This is a genomic window from Pseudomonas sp. GL93, from assembly GCF_003408955.1.
GTDB classification, from domain to species: domain Bacteria; phylum Pseudomonadota; class Gammaproteobacteria; order Pseudomonadales; family Pseudomonadaceae; genus Aquipseudomonas; species Aquipseudomonas paracarnis.
The window spans coordinates 90,664-105,689 of the sequence record NZ_NKRF01000002.1 but is presented as its reverse complement, the minus strand read 5'-3'; the positions used below and the strand labels follow the sequence as shown (position 1 = coordinate 105,689).

The 15,026-nt window shown below is 61.3% G+C and carries 15 protein-coding genes; 6 read left to right on the top strand and 9 right to left on the bottom strand.

All coding sequences use genetic code 11. From position 1 onward, the window contains the following. The first annotated feature begins 68 nt into the window (after positions 1-68). From CER19_RS00550 to CER19_RS00535, 4 genes are all read left to right on the top strand, one after another. Positions 69-344, top strand: coding sequence for a DUF493 domain-containing protein (locus tag CER19_RS00550; protein WP_015886061.1), 276 nt, complete (start codon positions 69-71; stop codon positions 342-344). Then, positions 344-991, top strand: a complete 648-nt coding sequence (lipB, locus tag CER19_RS00545; protein ID WP_116665004.1) for a lipoyl(octanoyl) transferase LipB — start codon at positions 344-346, stop codon at positions 989-991. The genes CER19_RS00550 and lipB overlap by 1 nt, the downstream gene beginning before the upstream one ends. A gap of 25 nt (positions 992-1,016) precedes the next feature. Then, complete coding sequence (gene lipA / locus CER19_RS00540) at positions 1,017-2,018, top strand: lipoyl synthase (RefSeq protein WP_161794304.1); 1,002 nt, start codon at positions 1,017-1,019, stop codon at positions 2,016-2,018. A 153-nt stretch (positions 2,019-2,171) separates the two neighbouring features. Next, entirely contained in the window at positions 2,172-3,089 is a 918-nt protein-coding gene (locus CER19_RS00535; protein ID WP_116665003.1) for an LD-carboxypeptidase, read from the top strand. Positions 3,090-3,199: 110 nt separating this feature from the next. Here the strand turns inward: CER19_RS00535 and CER19_RS00530 are convergent, their stop codons facing one another. The 5 genes from CER19_RS00530 to leuS form a co-directional block, all read right to left on the bottom strand. Continuing rightward, entirely contained in the window at positions 3,200-4,525 is a 1,326-nt protein-coding gene (locus tag CER19_RS00530) for a lytic murein transglycosylase (RefSeq protein ID WP_116665002.1), read from the bottom strand. A gap of 61 nt (positions 4,526-4,586) precedes the next feature. Next, positions 4,587-4,751: an alternative ribosome rescue factor ArfA gene (arfA, locus tag CER19_RS00525; RefSeq protein WP_102369962.1), complete on the bottom strand. Its 165-nt coding sequence runs from the start codon at positions 4,749-4,751 to the stop codon at positions 4,587-4,589. Between the two features lie 201 nt (positions 4,752-4,952). Further along, positions 4,953-5,990 carry a DNA polymerase III subunit delta gene (holA, locus tag CER19_RS00520; protein ID WP_003194456.1) on the bottom strand — a complete coding sequence of 346 codons (1,038 nt, stop codon included), beginning with the start codon at positions 5,988-5,990 and terminating at the stop codon, positions 4,953-4,955. A gap of 39 nt (positions 5,991-6,029) precedes the next feature. Continuing rightward, complete coding sequence (gene lptE, locus CER19_RS00515) at positions 6,030-6,635, bottom strand: LPS assembly lipoprotein LptE (RefSeq protein WP_116665001.1); 606 nt, start codon at positions 6,633-6,635, stop codon at positions 6,030-6,032. Between the two features lie 88 nt (positions 6,636-6,723). Next, a complete protein-coding gene (gene leuS / locus CER19_RS00510; protein ID WP_116665000.1) occupies positions 6,724-9,330 on the bottom strand; it encodes a leucine--tRNA ligase in 2,607 nt (868 codons plus the stop codon). Between the two features lie 261 nt (positions 9,331-9,591). Between leuS and CER19_RS00505 the strand changes: the two genes are divergently transcribed. Both CER19_RS00505 and CER19_RS00500 read left to right on the top strand, forming a co-directional pair. Further along, complete coding sequence (locus CER19_RS00505; protein WP_020301951.1) at positions 9,592-9,897, top strand: hypothetical protein; 306 nt, start codon at positions 9,592-9,594, stop codon at positions 9,895-9,897. Between the two features lie 97 nt (positions 9,898-9,994). Continuing rightward, the gene (locus tag CER19_RS00500) at positions 9,995-10,756 is read left to right on the top strand and encodes a YdcF family protein (RefSeq protein WP_034126912.1); all 762 of its coding nucleotides are present in this window, start codon (positions 9,995-9,997) and stop codon (positions 10,754-10,756) included. Positions 10,757-10,867: 111 nt separating this feature from the next. On the opposite strand, the gene lnt is transcribed toward CER19_RS00500, so the two are convergent. From lnt to CER19_RS00475, 4 genes are read right to left on the bottom strand one after another with little or no spacing between them, the layout of a single operon-like run. Next, positions 10,868-12,391: an apolipoprotein N-acyltransferase gene (gene lnt, locus CER19_RS00490; protein WP_116664998.1), complete on the bottom strand. Its 1,524-nt coding sequence runs from the start codon at positions 12,389-12,391 to the stop codon at positions 10,868-10,870. Between the two features lie 8 nt (positions 12,392-12,399). Then, positions 12,400-13,239, bottom strand: a complete 840-nt coding sequence (locus CER19_RS00485; RefSeq protein WP_003194444.1) for an HlyC/CorC family transporter — start codon at positions 13,237-13,239, stop codon at positions 12,400-12,402. A 42-nt stretch (positions 13,240-13,281) separates the two neighbouring features. After that, the gene (gene ybeY / locus CER19_RS00480; RefSeq protein ID WP_116664997.1) at positions 13,282-13,740 is read right to left on the bottom strand and encodes an rRNA maturation RNase YbeY; all 459 of its coding nucleotides are present in this window, start codon (positions 13,738-13,740) and stop codon (positions 13,282-13,284) included. Further along, positions 13,733-14,737 carry a PhoH family protein gene (locus CER19_RS00475; protein ID WP_019818064.1) on the bottom strand — a complete coding sequence of 335 codons (1,005 nt, stop codon included), beginning with the start codon at positions 14,735-14,737 and terminating at the stop codon, positions 13,733-13,735. Before CER19_RS00475 ends, ybeY begins: the two co-directional genes overlap by 8 nt. Between the last annotated feature and the right edge of the window lie 289 nt (positions 14,738-15,026).

The following is a 15,026-nucleotide window of genomic DNA, read 5'->3' as shown; positions in this document are numbered from 1 at the left end:
AGCCCCGCGTTGATCCGACGCGGGGCTTTGCCCGTCGCCACGGCTTACGCTTACGAGGCCGTTACGCCATGACCGATAAAGAAGTAAAGGCGCCAAAGATCGAATTCCCGGTGGTGGACTATCCCATCAAGGTAATCAGCGATACCGGTGTCGGCCGTAAAGACCTGATTCTCGAGATCGTGCGTAAACACGCGACGATCAACGATCAGCGTGTGGATGAGCGATCAAGCTCTACCGGCAAATACACTACGATCCAGTTGCACATCGTTGCGACCGATCAAGACCAGCTCTACAACATCAACAGCGAACTGCGAGCCACCGGCTTCGTGCATATGGTGCTGTGATGTCGCAAGTCCTGGGCTTTCGCGAGCTCGGCCGGATGGCCTACGAGCCCGTCTGGCATGCCATGCAGCGCTTTACCAATGAGCGCGGCACCTCGGCCCCGGATGAAATCTGGCTGGTGGAGCACCCGCCGGTATTCACCCAGGGCCAGGCCGGCAAGGCCGAGCACTTGCTGCTGCCGGGTGATATTCCGGTGGTGCAGGTCGACCGAGGGGGTCAAGTGACTTACCATGGGCCCGGTCAACTGGTGGCTTACCTGCTGCTGGACGTGCGCAAGCTGGGGTTTGGCGTGCGCGACCTGGTCAGCCGCATGGAGGCGTGCCTGATCGAGTTATTGGCCAGTTACGGCGTGACCGCCGTGGCCAAGGCCGATGCACCGGGTGTGTACGTGGATGGCGCGAAAATCGCCTCCCTGGGGCTACGCATTCGCCACGGTTGTTCGTTTCATGGCCTGGCCTTGAATGTGGACATGGACCTGGCGCCGTTCCGGCGCATCAACCCGTGCGGTTACGCCGGGCTTGCGATGACCCAGTTGAGTGACCATGCAACATCCATAGAATTTGCCGAGGTAAGTGCCCGGCTGCGCGCGCAGCTCGTCAAACACCTCGACTATGCAGAGCAGACGACCCTGACGGGCGGAATCGATTGATATGACTACTGATGTTGTGCAAACCATGATCCCGACGCTGGACATCACTGAGCGTCCAGCCCCGGCCCCGCGTGCCAAGGTGGAAGCCGGCGTCAAGCTGCGCGGCGCCGAGAAGGTTGCACGCATCCCGGTCAAGATCATCCCGACCACCGAACTGCCGAAGAAACCTGACTGGATCCGCGTGCGTATCCCGGTTTCGCCGGAAGTCGACCGTATCAAGTCGCTGCTGCGCAAACACAAGCTGCACAGCGTATGCGAAGAAGCCTCTTGCCCGAACCTGGGCGAGTGCTTCTCCGGCGGTACTGCCACCTTCATGATCATGGGTGACATTTGCACCCGTCGCTGCCCGTTCTGCGACGTCGGCCACGGCCGTCCGAAGCCGTTGGACGTCAACGAGCCAGAAAGCCTGGCCATCGCCATCGCCGACCTGAAGCTCAAGTATGTGGTGATCACCTCGGTAGACCGCGACGACCTGCGTGACGGTGGTGCCCAGCACTTTGCCGACTGCATCCGTGAGATCCGCAAACTGTCGCCGAACGTGATGCTCGAAACCCTGGTGCCGGACTACCGTGGCCGTATGGACGTCGCCCTGGAAATCACCGCTGCCGAGCCGCCGGATGTGTTCAACCACAACCTGGAAACCGTGCCGCGCCTGTACAAGGCTGCGCGCCCGGGTTCGGACTACCAGTGGTCGCTGACCCTGCTGCAGAAATTCAAGCAGATGATGCCGCACATCCCGACCAAGTCCGGCTTGATGCTGGGCCTGGGTGAAACCGACGAAGAAGTCATCGAAGTCATGAAGCGCATGCGCGAACACGACATCGACATGCTGACGCTGGGCCAGTACCTGCAACCGTCCCGCAGCCACTTGCCGGTGCAGCGCTTCGTGCACCCGGACACCTTCGCCTGGTTCGCCGAGGAAGGCTACAAGATGGGCTTCAAGAACGTGGCCTCGGGCCCGTTGGTGCGGTCTTCGTACCACGCCGATGAGCAGGCCAAGCTGGTCAAGGCGAGCCTGGTTTCGTAAGCCGCCCCCAGAATCAATGTGAAATGCTGGCTTGTGTGGGAGCTGGCTTGCCTGCGATAGCTTCACCTCGGGGTCACTGATACACCGAGGCGCTTGCATCGCAGGCAAGCCAGCTCCCACATTTCGTTCTGCGTCATATAGGGAGAACCATGGATGACCGCCGCCGTACCTGCACTGCGCCCCGAAGGCACCTTCGGCCTGATCGCCCCCGCCGGCCCCGCCGCGCTGGATGTTGAAAAAGCCGGGCAATGGATGCGTGCCCGTGGCTACCAATTGCACATTTTCCCCGGGGTGTACGAGCACGACGGCTACCTGGCCGGCAGCGATGAAGTGCGCCTGCGTGATTTGCATGCCGCCTTCGCCAACCCCGATATCGATGCCATCCTCTGTCTGCGTGGCGGCTATGGCACGCCCCGTTTGCTCGACGCGCTGGACTTCGACCTGCTGCGCGCCAACCCTAAGCCGTTCGTGGGCTACAGCGATATCACCGCCTTACACCTGGCCATCAACCGCTATGCGGGTTTTGTGACGTTCCATGGCCCGATGCTCAATGCCGACCTGCTCGGCGGCAAACAGCCGCCCACCGAATCTTCCTTGTTCAGCCTGCTGCGTGGCCAACGGGGCGCCGGCAGTGTGCTGCCTCACCCAATGGCCTACCCGCTGACCACAATCGAGCCAGGAGTGGCCTGTGGGCGCTTGCTGGGCGGTAACTTGTCGATGATCGCCGCGGTCATGGGCACGCCGTACGAAATAGACGCGGACGGCATCATCCTGTTTATCGAAGACGTCAACGAACCGCTCTATCGCATCGACCGATTGCTGACTCACCTGCGCTTGGCTGGCAAGCTGGCTCAGGTCGCCGGTGTGCTGGTAGGCGATGTGGCCGGTGTGGATAACGGGGCGTTGGCGCGTCTGCTGAAGCAGACCTTTGAGCCGCTGTGTATTCCGGTGCTGGCAGGCTGGCGCAGTGGGCATTGCGACCCGAACCTGACATTGCCGATGGGCGCGTTGGTGCGCCTGGATGCGGGGGAGCAGCGGGTGGTGTTGGAGCAGGATGTAGTCTTTAAATAATTGGCGCCTGTTGGGCCCCTTTCGCGAGCAAGCCCGCTCCCACATTTTGAAAAGCATTCAACATGTGGGAGCGGGCTTGCTCGCGAAAGCGGTAGCCGCCATATAACAATCTATTGGTTCTGCAGCGATTCCAGCAACTTCACCGTCGGATACCCATCCGCCGGCCAGCCCAGCGCCTGCTGCGCAGCCCGAATCGCCTTGCGCGTGTTGGCGCCAATAATCCCGTCGGCATTACCCGCGTCATACCCTTTGGCGCTGAGCGCCGTTTGCAGGTCAATGCGTTGCGAACGGCTCAGCGGCAGCTCATCCTTTGGCCAACTGCCGCGAATCACACCGCCGCCGCCAAATCGCTCCGACAGCAAGCCAACCGCCAGTGCATAGGACGACGAATTGTTGTACTTGAGGATCGCGCGGAAGTTATCCAGCACCAGGAATGCCGGGCCACGGTAGCCTGCCGGTAACAGCAGGGCGGCGGACAACTGGTCGACATTGGCCGGCAGGCTCACGCCAGGGGGGAGTTGGATGCCCAGTTGCAGCCATTGCGCCACGGTCTTGCGCACGCCGCCATCGGCCAGGCTGTAGTCGAAGCCCGACGGCAGCGGCTGCACTTCAACGCCCCATGGCTGGCCTTTCTGCCAGCCGGAGCTTTGCAGGTAATGCGCCGTGGAGGCGAGGGCGTCGGACGGGCTGTTCCAGATATCGCGGCGACCGTCACCGTCGAAGTCCACGGCGTGGGTGTTGTAGGTGGTCGGGATGAACTGGGTCTGGCCCATCGCCCCGGCCCAGGAGCCTTTCATCTGGTCAGCCTGAATATCGCCATGCTGGATGATCTGCAGCGCTGCCAGCAGCTGCGCTTGCGCAAAGGCAGGGCGACGGCCTTCATAGGCCAGGGTAGCCAGGGAGCGGATCACCGAGTTATTGCCCTGGAAAGCGCCGAAGTTGCTCTCCATACCCCACACCGAGACCAGCGCCTGGCGGTCGACACCATAGCGCTGCTCGATGCTTTGCAGAATATCGGCGTACTTGACCAGCAGTGCCTGGCCATTGCGCACGCGCACCGGCGACAGTGCTCCGTCGAGGTATTCCCACACCGGGCGGGAGAATTCCGGTTGGCTGCGGTCGGCGCGAATCACCGCCATATCAGGGGTGACGCCGGCAAAAGCGTTATCGAACACGGCCGCAGTGATCCCGGCCTGCAGCGCTTGAGCACGGAAGCCAGCCTGCCATTCGGCAAAGGTCTGGGTCGGTTGGATGTCGAGATTGTCCACCGCCAATGGGGCAACCACGGCGGGCGCGGTAGCCGGGGCCGTCTGGAGCTGGGGCAGGGGTTGAGCGTCCGCAGCGGTAGGTTTTTCCGCGCAGGCGACAAGCAGAATGAGGCTGGAGGCAGCGATCAATTGGCGCAGGTGCCAATGACGAGAAAGACGAGAGGGCATGCACAGGTCCAGGGGTTACAAATCAGGTACAGACCTTATCATGCCAGAGGGGCGCTTGCCTTCAGGCAGCCAGAAAGTAAGAAGCCTCCCAGCTATTAGACTGGAAGGCTTCGCGGCGGTAGCTGCCTTTGCCCTTGCCGGCGCGTTCCTTACGGCTGCGGAACAGTGGCTGGGCGATGATGGATTTGGCCTTGTTGGGGCCATGCTTGGATGGCTTTTTGCTCATGGTGGATTCTCTCGCTTGGGGGTGGGATGCAGCGGTGCAAATCATCTGCCGAAGTGGGCCGGCTGTAAAGCCCGGCGATAAGCCCCTGTAGGAGCGAGCTTGCTCGCGAAAAACTCACAGGCGCCGCGTTCATTCAGGAAATACGCGTTAGCGTTGACGTTTCTCGCGAGCAAGCTCGCTCCTACATTGGATTTAGCTGGGTTATTCGGCAGGCAACGCCAGGCGCTGGCCGGCCATCAACAGCGACAGACGGCTCAGGCTCATCCACGGCGAGCCGGCCGCCTGGCCTTTGATCTGTGCGTCGATGCGCTGCGCTTCCAGCAATAGTTGCGCCCAGCGTTGCGCCGAGTGCCGTTGCAGGGCTTTGCTCATCAGGGGTTTGCGTTTGTCCCACACCGGCGGCCTGGCCTGGCTGAAGCATTTGTCCAGCGGTGTGCCCTGGCTGTATTGCAGGGCAATGTTCGCCAACACCCGCAGCTCACGGGCCAGGGCCCAGAGAATCACCGGTGGTTCCACCCCTTCGCCACGCAGGCCTTCGAGCATGCGCAGGGCGTGGGCGGGCTCACCGTTGAGGATGGCGTCCACCAGGCCGAACACATCAAAGCGCGCGCTATCGGCCACTGCGCCTTGCACGGTTTCGACGGTGATCTGCCCGTCTTCAGCCATCAACTTGAGCTTTTCGATCTCCTGGGCGGCGGCAAGCAGGTTGCCCTCGACCCGAGCGGCGATCAGCTCCACGGCATCCTGTGTCGCCGCCAGGCCTGATTGCGACAGGCGCTGGCGAATCCACTGCGGCAACTGGTTGCTGTCCACTGGCCAGATCTGGATGAACTGAGTCTGTGGGCCTTCTACCAGGGCCTTGCCCCACTTGGTTTTCTGCGCGCTGCCGTCAAGCTTGGGCAGGCTGACCAGCAACACGGTGTCTTCGGCGGGGCGTGAGCAGTATTCCATCAAGGCTGCCGCGCCTTTATCGCCCGGCTTGCCCGAGGGCAGGCGCAGTTCCAGCAGGCGTTTCTCGGCAAACAGCGACATGCTCGCGCCAGCTTGCAGCAGCGTGCCCCAGTCGAAACTGGCGTCGGCGCTGAACACTTGGCGTTCATCGAAGCCTTGCTGGCGTGCGGCGGTGCGGATAGCGTCGGCCGCTTCCTGGCACAGCAACGGGTCATCGCCGCTGACGATGTACACAGGCGCAAGGCCGCCTTGCAGGTGTTTGGCGAGTTGGGCGGGGGCAAGTTTCATAGGCGGGTCGAACGGGGCGCCAGGGGCGCCCCGTCTGGCTTACTCGACAGGGACTTCAACAGGCGACTGTTTCGGCGTGTTGTCTTCATATTCCTGCGCGGCTTTCAGGGCGTCGGCATCAGCCTTGGCCTTGTTGTCGGCCACTTGCTGCAGCTCAGCCAGTTTTTCCGGGGTGAGCATTTGCAGGCGAGTCATCATGCGCTGGATCAGCTCACGACGCATTTCCTTGCGCACCTGAATGGTCTCGGAGTCCGAACCCACCAGGTTGTTGCCATCGTGGCTCACCACTTTCTGCACCTGGATCTTGTCACCCATCAACGGCAACTGATCACGGCCTTGTATTTCGAACATCAGCGCCGTGTTCAACTCGACGTCGGACGCACGGCCAGCACTGGCGTAGCTGATATTGCGCTGGGTTTCTCGCTCATCCGTCAGGATCAGTTTGTAGGTCGCGCCGTTGTACACGTGCACACCGCTGTTTTCCAGGGTCTGGCGCAGTTGGGTGACGGTTTCACCGTAAGCGTTGCGGGCGCTGACGTCGAGTTCCTTGATCGACAGCTCATTGGTGCCGGTGCCGCGCAGCTGGAAGCCGCAAGCGCTCAACAGCACGGCAAAGCCCATAACCAGCAGATTGCGTTTGATCATTTTGTTGCTCCCCTTGAAACCAGGTGGGCCTTATCGGGCCCTAAAGGTTTAGTTCGGCGCGGAGCCCAAGCCCCGCGCCGGATCCGATTTAGCTGGCGACGATATTGACCAGTTTGCCGGGCACCACGATCACCTTGCGGATAGTCAGGCCTTCGGTAAAGCGCAGCACGTTCTCATTGATACGTGCAGCTGCTTCAACCTCTTCACGGCTGGCGCTGGCCGGCATGTCGATCTGGCCACGCAGTTTACCGTTAACCTGGATGACCAGTTGCAGCGTGTCCTGTACCAGGGCGCTGTCATCCTGCACCGGCCAGGCGGCATCGATGACGGCACCGCTGTGGCCCAGGCGGCTCCACAGTTCATGGCTGATGTGCGGCGTGATCGGCGCGAGCAACAGGGTAACTGTTTCCAGGCCTTCCTGGATCAACGCACGGTCTTGTTCGGTCGCCTGCGAGGCTTTTTCCAGCACGTTCATCAGCGTCATCACCTGGGCGATGGCGGTGTTGAATTTGTGGTTCTGCCCGACGTCCTGGCTGGCCTGGCGAATAGCCAGGTGGATGCTGCGGCGAACGGCTTTCTGCTCGTCGTTCAAGGCGTCGATGTCCAGCTTGCCCGGCAGGCCCTGGCTGACATGAGCGTGAGCCAGGCGCCAGACGCGCTTGAGGAAACGGTGCGAGCCTTCGACGCCCGAGTCGGACCATTCGGCGCTCATGTCAGGCGGAGAGGCGAACATCATGAACAGGCGGCAGGTGTCGGCGCCGAACTGATCGATCATCGACTGTGGGTCGACGCCGTTGTTCTTCGACTTGGCCATCTTCTCGGTGCCGCCGATTTCCACCGGCAGACCGTCGGCTTTCAACTTGGCGCTGATGACCTTGGCCTTACTGTCACGCTCAAGCTCGACATCCGCCGGGTTGAACCAGGTGTAGGCGCCATTGGCTTCGCGACGATAGTAAGTGTCGGCGATCACCATGCCCTGGGTCAGCAGGTTCTTGAACGGCTCATCGGAGCTCACCAGGCCTTCGTCACGCATCAGCTTGTGGAAGAAACGCGCGTACAGCAGGTGGAGGATGGCGTGTTCGATGCCACCGATGTACTGATCCACTGGCAACCAATGGTCGGCTGCGGATTTCTCCACCAGGCCACCTTCATAGTGCGGCGAGGCGTAGCGGGCGTAGTACCACGAGGACTCGACGAAGGTGTCCATGGTGTCGGTTTCACGCTTGGCCGGCGCGCCGCATTTGGGGCAGCTGCACTCGTAGAACTCAGGCATGCGCGCCAATGGCGAGCCAGCGCCATCCGGCACCACGTCTTCTGGCAACACGACCGGCAGTTGGTCTTCCGGTACCGGCACGTCGCCACAGGTTTGGCAGTGGATGATCGGGATCGGGCAGCCCCAGTAGCGCTGGCGGCTGATGCCCCAGTCGCGCAGGCGGAACTGGGTGCGCGAGGCACCGAGGTTTTTCTTGATCAGGGCCACTTCCATGGCGTCGAACGCGCCCTGGAAGTCCAGGCCGTCGAATTCGCCAGAGTTGATCAGCGTACCGTGCTCGCCGTAGGCGTCTTGCCACGGAGCGGGGTTGGTGTCACCCGAGCTGGTGCGCACGACCGACTTGATCGGCAGGTTGTACTTGGTGGCGAATTCGAAATCGCGCTCGTCGTGGGCCGGCACGGCCATGACGGCGCCATCGCCGTAGTGCATCAATACGTAGTTGGCGACCCATACCGGCAGTTTTTCGCCGGTCAACGGGTGCTCGACGAACAGGCCGGTTGGCAGGCCCTTTTTCTCCTGGGTGGCGACATCGGCTTCGGCCACGCTGCCGCCTTTGCATTCAGCGATGAACGCCTGCAGCTCAGGGTTGTTCTGTGCGGCCTGGGTGGCCAGCGGGTGTTCGGCGGCGACGGCGACGTAGGTCGCGCCCATCAGGGTGTCGGGGCGGGTGGTGAAGACCTTGAGTGCGCCCGCTTCGCCGATGGAGTCGACGTTGTACGGGAACTGCACTTCCATGCCCTTGGATTTGCCGATCCAGTTGCGCTGCATGGTCTTGACCTGTTCAGGCCAGCCCGGCAGATCGTCGAGGCTCGACAACAGTTCATCCGCGTAGGCGGTGATCTTGAAGTAGTACATCGGGATTTCGCGCTTTTCGATCAGCGCGCCGGAACGCCAGCCGCGACCGTCGATGACCTGTTCGTTGGCCAGTACGGTCTGGTCGATCGGGTCCCAGTTCACGGTGCCGCTTTTTTTGTAGATCACACCTTTTTCGAACAGGCGCGTGAACAGCCATTGTTCCCAACGGTAGTAATCGGGCTTGCAGGTGGTGACCTCGCGGGACCAGTCCACCGCCAGGCCCAGGCTGCGCAGCTGGGTCTTCATGTAGGCGATGTTTTCGTAGGTCCACTTGGCGGGCGCCACGTTGTTTTTCATCGCGGCGTTTTCTGCCGGCATGCCGAAGGCGTCCCAACCCATGGGTTGCAACACGTTCTTGCCGAGCATGCGCTGGTAGCGCGAAATCACGTCGCCGATGGTGTAGTTGCGCACGTGCCCCATGTGTAGCTTGCCGCTGGGGTAAGGGAACATCGATAGGCAGTAGTAAGTCTCCTTGCCTGGCTGTTCACTGACTTCAAAGGACTTTTGCTCGTCCCAGAAGGTTTGGGCGGCATTTTCTATTTCACGGGGCTGATATTGTTCGTGCATGGCTACTTTTGAACTGGATAGGGGTGGCCTAATCCTCTTCGGTGCACTGTCCGGGTTGTTCGACACCAAGAAGCGGCGCGTCCGTGCCCAAACCCTGCGGGAAGTGGAGTTACAGGAAGCGCCGTAGCATACATGACCCCACTCTATCGAGGGAAACCCTGATTGCGCGGCAAGGGCCGTCTGTCGCGGCACCGGGCAGGCGCAGCAACGGGGGCTACGCTGTTTAGTGGGGAGCAAGTATTTCTTCAATGAGGTGAGGGGATGGTTGAATCGCAGCGAACTTTAACGAAACCGCAGTTGTACGAAGGATTGATCGACCGTTTGGGTCGGGCATTGGATGCCGCAAGAACTGCAGGCCGATTGCGTGATGAACGGCCTCTGGAGCTGGAGTTGCGGGGCTTGAGCCAAGCGGAACTTGAATTGATCAAGAACTACCTGGCGTTGAATCACGACCGCGCCTCCCATGGGCAGGCTTCCCCGCCCGCTCATTCGGCCAAGGTAATTTGGCTCAAAGACCTGGCGACCGGCCGCGGGCCAGAGAACTTCCGGTCCGTGCGGTGCAAGTGAGCCCTGCGTTATCCATTAACGTTATCAAAATGTTGTCGGTAAGGATTGTTGCAAAACCCCGTTGCATCTAGGCTTCGGGCATCTTTGGAGATGCCCGATGCCTTTTCGTTATTTCATTAAACAACTGTTGTTGCCGCCCGGTATTTTTCTGCTGTTGTTGGCGTGTGCCTGGTGGTTTCGCCGCAGCCGTCCGCGCCTGGCGGGCTTGTGCTTTGCCCTCGGGCTGGGTGGGATGTGGTTGATCAGCCTGCCAGTGATGGTCCAGTGGGGCGCCCGTGCCCTGGAGACAGAGCCGCCTTTGGCCCGGGAAGACTGGGCCACCTTGGCCCAGCGCGCCGACGCGATTGTGGTGCTGGGCTCGGGGCGCGAGCGCGGGGACATTGCGTGGGGCAGCGACCAGCCCACCGGTATTGGCCTGGAACGTGAGCGTTTTGCCGCGCGGCTGGCCAAGGCATCCGGTTTGCCAGTGCTGACCAGCGGCGGCTTGCACTACGGCACGCCGCCCAGTGAGGCCGAGTTGATGGCCGTGTCGATGCAGGATGACTTCGGTGTCACCGTGCGCTGGAAAGAAGAACGCAGCCGCACTACCTGGGAAAACGCCCAGATGAGCGCCGAGATTTTGTTGCCGCAAGGCATCAAGCGTGTAGTGGTAGTGACCCAGGCTTGGCACATGCCGCGTTCGGTGTGGAGTTTTGAAAAGGCCGGTTTCACCGTGGTGCCAGGGCCGGTGGGCTTTCTGGGTGTGGACCATGGCCGACCGCTGGGTGGCTGGATGCCCGAGGTCAAGGCGGTGTGGCAAAGCGGGCAGTTGATCAACGAAGCGGTGGGGCAGGTGGGGTATCGGTTGTTCTACCGATAGGTGCAACACAGGAGATCAATTGTGGGAGCTGGCTTGCCTGCGATGGCGGTGGGTCAGTGAGCACTCAGGGCACTGACCCACCGCCATCGCAGGCAAGCCAGCTCCCACAGGTCAGACTGTTTTGGACATCCTGCCGGCTAGCAATGCCCAGCCAAAGAGCAGCACACACACAATGATCAACGGCCACGAACGCCATTGCAGGTATGGCGTGAGGTTATGCATCGGCACCACCTCCCCATAGAGAATGCCGCGCTCGAACTGCGGGATCTGCGCGGTGATCTGCCCAAACGGATTGATCAGCCCGGTCACGCCGTTGTTGGTGGCGCGGATCATCCAGCGGCCAGCCTCCAGCGCGCGCATCTGCGCCATTTGCAGGTGCTGCAGCGGGCCGATGGAGCGGCCGAACCAGGTGTCGTTGCTGATGGTCAGCAACAGGTCGCTCTGGGCCGACAGGCCGGCGGCGAATTCGGGGTACACCACTTCATAGCAAATGAACGGCGCAATCTGATAACCCTTGGCCTGCAGCATGGCCTGGTCAGAAGGGCCGCGGGCGAAGTCCGACATGGGCAGGTCGAAGAAGGCGATCAGCCCACGCAACATGTCCTGTAACGGCACGTACTCGCCAAACGGCACCAGTTTTTGCTTGAGGTAGGTGCCGTCACCTTCGCCCACCACGGTGATGCCGTTGAAGTAGCGCTTCTGGTGGTGCACTTCCTGGCGAATCGGTACCCCGGTGATCAACGCGGTGTCCCGGTCGGCGGCGAACTTGCCCATCATGCCCAAGTAGCCCTCCACGGACTCCTTGAGCACCGGCACGGCGGTTTCCGGCCAGACCAGCAGGTCGACACGCTTGGAACTCAGGCTCATGTCGCGGTACAGCGCCAACTGTGCATTGAGCTGGTCCGGGTCCCACTTCATGCTTTGCTCGACGTTGCCCTGGATCGCGGCCACGCTCAGCGGCGCGCCAGACGGAGATGTCCAGGCGTGATGCTTGAGCGCCAGGCCAATCGCCCAGGGCGCAACCAGCAGTAACAGGCCCGCACCGATGAAGGCATTGCGCTTGCTGGCCAGCAGGCGCGGCAGGTTGCACAGCAATGCGGCGCTGAGTGCGAGGGCGAAGGAAATCAGCCACATTCCGCCCACTGGCGCTAGGCCGGTCAGCGGCCCGTCGAGTTGACTGTAACCGGAGTACAGCCACGGGAAACCCGTAAGGAACCAGCCACGAAAGGCTTCCTGGCCGACCCACAACGCGGCGAACGTCAATGCATCCGCCAGCGGTGCTTCATTACGGCGCAACCAGCGCGCCCACAGCCAGGCGGGCAGGGCAAAGAACCAGGCGATGGCGGCGGTGAACAGCAGCATCAGGAACCCCGCCAGCAGCACCGAAGCGCCGCCGAAGTGGTGGATGCTGTAGTAGATCCAACTGGTACCGGCACCAAACAGGCCGAAGCCGAAACACCAGCCACGGCCCAGGGCCTGGCGGGGTGTCAGCCCCCGCAGGCCGATATAGAACAGGCCGACCGCCACCAGCGCCAACGGCCAGATATCGAACGGCGCCAGCGCCAGGGTTGTGATGGCGCCGGCCACCACGGCCAGCAAATTACCGGGCCAGCCGGGTGAGGTGAGACGGCGCATGTCAGTCCTTAGCGGGCGATGGGTGTCAAACGGATCAGGTGGATGCGACGGCTATCAGCATTGAGGATGCGGAAGCGATACGCACCGATCTCGGTGGTTTCATTACGCTTGGGCAGATGCCCGAACGCACTCATCACCAGGCCGCCGACAGTGTCGAACTCATCGTCGGAGAACTCGCTGTCGAAGAACTCGTTGAAGTTCTCGATGGGCGTCAGCGCCTTGATCAGGAAATCACCGCTGGGCAGCGGCTTGATGTAGCTGTCTTCTTCGACGTCGTGCTCGTCTTCGATGTCGCCGACGATCTGCTCCAGCACGTCCTCGATGGTGACCAGGCCGGCCACGCCGCCGTATTCGTCAATCACGATGGCCATGTGATTGTGGTTGGCGCGGAACTCGCGCAGCAGCACATTCAGGCGCTTGGACTCGGGTACGAAGGTGGCCGGGCGCAGCAGGTCCTTGATGTTGAAGCTGTCGCCGTTCTCCTTGAGGATCAACGGCAGCAAGTCCTTGGCCAGCAGGACGCCCATGACGTCGTCATGGCTTTCACCGATCACCGGGTAGCGCGAATGCGCCGAGTCGATCACGGCCGGGAGGAATTCCCGTGGGGTCTGGGTCGCCTTGATGCTGATCATCTGCGAGCGCGGGACCATGATGTCACGTACTTGCAGGTCAGCCACCTGGATGGCGCCCTCGACGATGGCCAGCGCTTCGCTGTCCAGCAACTTGTTCTGGTGTGCATCGCGCAGCAGCTCCAAGAGCTCCTGGCGGTTTTTCGGCTCGTGGGCAAAAGCCTGGGTCAGTTTACCCAGCCATGACTTCTGCCCGTTGCTCGATCGGTCTTCGCTCATAGCGATTACTCTAAATCCTTTGATATGACAGTTGAGTGTTGATTAGCTTTCGTCGTCTGCATAAGGGTCGCGGTGACCCAGTTCTGCAAGCAACGTTCGTTCCAGTGCTTCCATTTCCCAGGCTTCGTCATCGTCTATATGGTCGTAACCCAAGAGATGCAAGCAGCCGTGGATGACTAGATGGGCCCAATGGGCCTCAAGTTCCTTGCCTTGTTCCGCCGCTTCGCGCTCGACCACCGCGACGCAGATCACCAGGTCCCCCAGCAGCGGGATATCCAGCAATTCGTCGGGCACGTCGGCGGGAAAGGACAGCACGTTGGTCGCGTAATCTTTCTGGCGCCAGGTGTGGTTCAGCTCACGGCCTTCGGCCTCGTCCACCAGACGAATGGTCAGCTCCGAGTCGGCGCTGCGCTGGCGTAAAGCCAGTTCACACCATTGGCGGAACTGGGCTTCGCTGGGGGCGGGCGCGTCAGTGGCCAGCTGCAGGTCTAGCTCAAGCATCGTGGCGAGCGTCCTTGGCGGGCGCGTCGTCGCGGTGTTCGAAACGCTCGTAGGCCTCGACAATGCGCTGCACCAGCGGGTGGCGCACCACGTCCTTGGGCATGAAGTGGGTGAAGCTGATACCCGGCACGTCCTTGAGCACCTCGATCACCTGGCCCAGGCCCGACTTGGTGCCCTTGGGCAGGTCGACCTGGGTGATGTCGCCCGTAATCACGGCAGTAGAGCCGAAACCGATACGGGTGAGGAACATCTTCATCTGCTCGACGGTGGTGTTCTGGCTTTCGTCGAGAATGATGAAGCTGTTGTTGAGCGTACGGCCCCGCATGTAGGCCAGCGGGGCAATCTCGATCACCTGGCGCTCGATCAGCTTGGCCACGTATTCAAAGCCGAGCATCTCGTACAGCGCGTCGTAGAGCGGGCGCAGGTACGGGTCGATCTTCTGGGCCAGGTCACCGGGCAGGAAACCGAGTTTTTCGCCGGCCTCGACCGCTGGGCGCACCAGCAGGATGCGCCGCACTTGCTCGCGCTCCAGGGCGTCGACGGCGCAGGCCACCGCCAGGTAGGTCTTGCCGGTACCGGCCGGGCCGATGCCGAAGTTGATGTCGTTGCCGAGGATTTCCTTGACGTACTTCTGCTGATTCAAGCCGCGTGGGCGAATCATGCCTTTTTTGGTACGCAAGGCCACGCTGGCTTCGGCCACCGGGTTATTGGCCAGATCTTCCACAGCCGATTCCTGCAGGTACAGGTGCACGGTCTCCGGCGACAGCTCGCTACCCTTGGTTTCGCGGTAGAGACGGCGCAGCAGGTTTTCTGCAGACGTGGTGTGTTGGGGTTCACCAATGAGCTCGAACTGATTGCCGCGGTTACGGATCTCGATGCTCAGGCGTTGTTCGATCAGGCGCAGGTGCTCGTCGAACTGTCCGCACAGGTTGGCGAAACGGCGAGCCTCAAAAGGCTCGAGGATAAAGCGATGGGGTTCTGCTATGGGTGCGTTCAAGGTTGCTTTTAGCCGCCCTTTGGCTGATGAGGTGAGAGAGAGAATAACGCCAGGCGCCGGTGTGCGAAAGCACTTAAATAACCTGGCTCCACTCTCGATAACCCTGAAGAACCCCTGTGGGAGCTGGCTTTCCAGTCAGTTAAGCAGTCATCGCCTTCTGTAGGAGCGAGCTTGCTCGCGAAAAACGTCAACGATAATGCGTGTTTGCTGAATGAGCGCGGCGCCTGTGAGTTTTTCGCGAGCAAGCTCGCTCCTACAAAAAAGCCTTAACTGACTGGCATTAAAGAAA